The sequence below is a fragment of the uncultured Novosphingobium sp. genome (assembly GCF_964277725.1).
Taxonomy (GTDB): Bacteria; Pseudomonadota; Alphaproteobacteria; order Sphingomonadales; family Sphingomonadaceae; genus Novosphingobium; species Novosphingobium fluoreni.
In genome coordinates this window covers 1-4,014 of sequence record NZ_CAXYKL010000149.1, presented here as the reverse complement: position 1 = coordinate 4,014, position 4,014 = coordinate 1, and the positions used below count along the sequence as shown (strand labels likewise).

6 protein-coding genes are annotated in these 4,014 nt (G+C 62.8%); 3 read left to right on the top strand and 3 right to left on the bottom strand.

Annotation, left to right across the window (positions count from 1 at the left end; translation table 11 throughout):
• The coding region (locus ACHWRX_RS08710; protein ID WP_394658899.1) for a M28 family peptidase at positions 1–1,279 on the bottom strand (1,279 nt) is incomplete at its 3' end.
• A gap of 202 nt (positions 1,280–1,481) precedes the next feature.
• Between ACHWRX_RS08710 and ACHWRX_RS08705 the strand changes: the two genes are divergently transcribed.
• From ACHWRX_RS08705 to ACHWRX_RS08695, 3 genes are all read left to right on the top strand, one after another.
• Complete coding sequence (locus ACHWRX_RS08705) at positions 1,482–2,354, top strand: neutral zinc metallopeptidase (RefSeq protein ID WP_394658898.1); 873 nt, start codon at positions 1,482–1,484, stop codon at positions 2,352–2,354.
• 13 nt (positions 2,355–2,367) lie between these two features.
• Entirely contained in the window at positions 2,368–3,015 is a 648-nt protein-coding gene (locus tag ACHWRX_RS08700; protein WP_394658897.1) for a hypothetical protein, read from the top strand.
• A gap of 149 nt (positions 3,016–3,164) precedes the next feature.
• On the top strand, positions 3,165–3,374 hold the full coding sequence (locus tag ACHWRX_RS08695; protein ID WP_058735516.1) for a DUF2945 domain-containing protein: 210 nt from the start codon (positions 3,165–3,167) through the stop codon (positions 3,372–3,374).
• Positions 3,375–3,427: 53 nt separating this feature from the next.
• Here ACHWRX_RS08695 and ACHWRX_RS08690 read toward each other — a convergent pair whose 3' ends face one another.
• Both ACHWRX_RS08690 and ACHWRX_RS08685 read right to left on the bottom strand, forming a co-directional pair.
• On the bottom strand, positions 3,428–3,640 hold the full coding sequence (locus ACHWRX_RS08690) for a hypothetical protein (RefSeq protein ID WP_394658896.1): 213 nt from the start codon (positions 3,638–3,640) through the stop codon (positions 3,428–3,430).
• Positions 3,640–4,014, bottom strand: a 375-nt coding sequence (locus ACHWRX_RS08685; RefSeq protein ID WP_394658895.1) for a translocation/assembly module TamB domain-containing protein, incomplete at its 5' end; no start/stop codon positions are given. The genes ACHWRX_RS08690 and ACHWRX_RS08685, both read right to left, overlap by 1 nt.

Sequence of the window (4,014 nt, the reverse complement as noted above, 5' to 3'; positions counted from 1 at the left end):
CTTCGTCGCCCGGCACGATGCGTAGCCGCTCGGCCTTGGCGACTTGCTCGATCTGCGAATCCAGGTTGGTCATTCCCCGCCCGACGATGGCGAACGGCGTGCCCTTGGGAGCGATGGCCACGCTATCGATATTGAACGCAGCAACGATCTGCTCGGGCGGTAGCGGCGGGTTCTCGGTAAAGGCATGCGCGCCGATCAGGCCCACTTCCTCCGCCGTGGTCGCCATGAAATAAACATCGCGCTCCATCTGCGGCCCGCGTGAGAGACGGCGGGCAATCTCAGTCAGGGCAGCAACACCGCTCGCGTTGTCGACGGCTCCATTACAGATCAGGTCAGTGGCAGGAGGCGCGCCACAGATGCCGAAATGATCCCAGTGTGAGAGCAGCAACACCGCCCCGCCTTCGGAATGACGGCCAGGCAGCTTGCCGATCAGGTTGTGCGTGCGGATCGTGGTCTCACGCGTCGTGGCCTCCAGCGTCACGCTAAGGTCCAGCGGCACGGGTGCGAACCCCGGCTCCGCCGCAGCTTGCGTCAGCCCCTTGAGAGAGCCACCCGCACCGCGCATCAGGTTGGCCATCGCCTCGCTGGTGATGAAGGCTTCCAGATCGCCGCCGGTCGTATCCTGCTCCAGCGCATATCCCGTACGCTGGCGATGCGCGCGGACTTGCGCCAAAGTCCGCTTGCCGTCCAGGACGGTCAGCACGGCAGAAGCCCCCTGCGCCAGCAACTGGTTTTGTCGCAAGCTGACATCAGGCCCTTCGGACGGCGCATCGCCATCCAGCAGCACCGCCACCCGGCCCGCCAATTCGTTGCGAGAAAGCTCTGCGCCAGAACCCTTCCCGATAAACAGCAGCGGTGCCTCGCGAAGCAGGCTGCGAGTGCCCGAGGTCAGGACCACGATCTGATCCCGCGCCAAACCGAGCCGCCGCCCGTTTCCAGTAAACTGGGCCGTATAACCCGATGGTTCGCGCGCGATCAGGGTGACCGGCGCAAACCATTCGTGACTGGGATCATTGGTGCCAGAGACAAGCCCGATATCGAACCACTCCTTACCCAGATAGCGCAAGGTCTTGGCCTCACCCTCCGTGCCCGGCTTGCGCCCTTCGAAGTCGTCGCTCGCCAACACCTTGATATGCGCCAGTAGCCGCTGCTCAAGTTCGCGATCTGCCCGTGACACCATTGGCGCGGCCGTCGCCAAGATGGGCAGCGTCGCCGCACACATCAGCGCAGCGCTGTGCAGCGCCGTGCGGACGGCAGAACTGACGATGCCCCTGATCATTGCGCCCCTGTAGGATCGATGCCGCCGTTTTGTGAGACCAAACCGGGAGAAATCAAGTCGAGTTGAAGGTAAAGCTGCTTGGCAAACGCGATATGCGTCCAACTGTTTCCATCGGGGCACAGCGCAAGGAACATTCCCCGGCGAAACGGCTTTGACCGGCATGGTGGCATGAGGTGGCACCAAGGCTGGGGATATTGACTACGTGAGACTGAACCCCTTCAACCCCGACAACATCCGCGTTTCAGAAGGCGGTGGCGGTGGTGGCTTCCCCGGCGGCGGCGGCGGCGCGGTGGGCTGCGGAACGTTGGTGATCGCCTTGATCGGTGCGGTTGTGTTCGGGGTTGATCCTGGCCAGATGATCGGCGCGATCGAAGGCGTTCAGCAGACCGCGCCCTCCGCCAGCCAACCTGCCGGAGGCGACGCCCGCACCATCTGCAACCGCAGCGATTACGCGGTAGAGGCGTGCAACGCCCTGGATTCGCTTAACCGGACGTGGGAGCCGCTGTTCCGCAAGGCCAATATCCCGTTCGACCAGCCCACGTTGCGGTTCTACAAGGGCGGCACCCGCTCGGGCTGCGGCGCCGCGCAGAGCGCCATGGGGCCGTTCTACTGTCCGGCCGACCAAGGCATCTACATCGACACCAGCTTCTACGATCAGATGGCGCAGGAGCTTGGGGCGAAGGGCGATTTTGCGCGCTATTACGTGATCGCGCATGAGTATGGCCATCACGTCCAGAAGCTCACCGGCCTTGCCGATCAGGTACGCAGCGCGCAGCAGCAGGCCGGGGGTACGCAAGCCAACGCCCTGCAAGTGCGTATGGAGCTTCAGGCGGATTGCTACGCCGGCGTCTGGGCGGGCCAGCATCGCGACCTGATCGAGCCCGGCGACATGGAAGAAGGCCTGACCGCCGCCAGCGCGATCGGCGATGATACCCTCCAGCGCAATGCTGGCCGGTCCGTATCCCCCGAAAGCTTCACCCATGGTTCCAGCGCCCAGCGCATGCAATGGTTGAAGCGCGGCCTCGACACCGGCAATGATGAAGCTTGCGATACCTTCGCCGACCTGAAGCAATAGTCGAGGAATGACGATGCGCCGGCCCCTATGCGCGCTGATGCCGATGATCCTGCTGGCGTCATCTGCCAATGCTGCTGACAAGCCCCGCCGGATAACGGATCGCGAACCCGACGCCGTCGATGTCGCCAAGACGCCGATGACGGACTTGAACATCAGCAAGACGGAGATACCCGCCTTGTTGGCAGAAGCCCAAAAGCGCCCCTACTCGCTGCAGAACCTTCAGTCCTGCCGCGAGATCGTCGCCGCGGTGAGCGAGTTGGATGCGATGCTCGGCCCCGATATCGACTTGCCGCAAGAGCAGCGCTCTCGGCTCAGCGAGGGGCGGATCGCGCAATGGGCGGTCGGCACATTCATCCCGTTCCGTTCGATCATCCGCGAAATTTCCGGGGCTAACAAGCAAGAGCGCTCCGTTCGAGCCGCAATCCAGGCGGGAATGACGCGACGCGGCTTCCTCAAAGGAGTGGGGGCTACGCGCAACTGCCCGTATCCTGGCTCCCCTGCCACGGAAACCGTGCTTGCCCGCCAAGCCGCGGAAACGACCACATTAGATCCCGTAGATCAGCGCATCCCGGTCGATCCCGCTGTCGCGAGTGAAACGCCAAAACGCGGCTCCGCACCGCCGGTCTTTACGTCGACCCCGGTCGTTCAGCCAACCCGCTAACTTTTGCCCCTGCCAGCCCTGCCCCTTGGTGCGGGGGCGGAACAGCCGATCGTCCAGTGCACTTTCTTCCGTAACACCAGACGGTTTGCACATGCTGGTGTGGCGGCGTCTCGCCTTTGAGGCGCCGGCTATTCGCGAAGGAGATGGCGATGACCAAGACGCTTAAGAAAGGCGACAAGGTGGAATGGGGCACCAGCCAGGGCAAAACCCAAGGCACGGTGGAAAAGAAGCTGACTAGCGAAACCCATATCAAAAAGCATAAGGTCGCCGCCACCAAGGATGACCCGCAGTATCTTGTGAAGAGCGACAAGACCGGTGCAAAAGCCGCTCACAAGCCTGAGGAACTCAAGAAAAAGTAACAGGCACGCTGGGCGGCATCGCCAAGTCAGCTATTTGACGAATTGCATTAATTTTAAGAGGGCGGTGGCTGGGGCGCCGCCCTTTCCAGTTCACGCGATTGCCTTTCCCGCTCGCCGATGTCTTTGTCCAACTCTCCCGCCTTTTCCCGGATCGCCTTCTGCGCTCCGGCGTAGCGTTCGTCGAACGTCGGCTCGCGCTTGCATGCTGCTAACGCAGCCAGCAGCATCACCGAGACAAGAAGCGTGCGCCGTGATCGCCGGGGCATCAGTAGTTCTTCTTGATCCGGACGTTCAGGCTGTTCACGCCCGAACCACCCGCCTGGCTCAGTACTGACAGCCACTTGTTGAGGCTGACCTCCAACTGTGTGGCGGTGAAGCCACGCGCGTCAGTAATCAGCTCCACGTAGATATCGTCCGTCAGATACTGGCCCGCCGCCAGCGCGGTTCCGCGACCGGTCGTTTGGTCGGGTCCGAGAATGCGCAGGCGATCGATTCCGGCAGCCGAACGCAGCTTGCCCAGCGGGTTCAGCCCGCCGCCCGATCCACGCAGAGAGTTGAGCGAGGACGCCAACTGCACCGCCTGGATCGCCGAGAGGTTCGCCACGGAGCTTCCAAACAGGATGCGCGACATGATCTCATC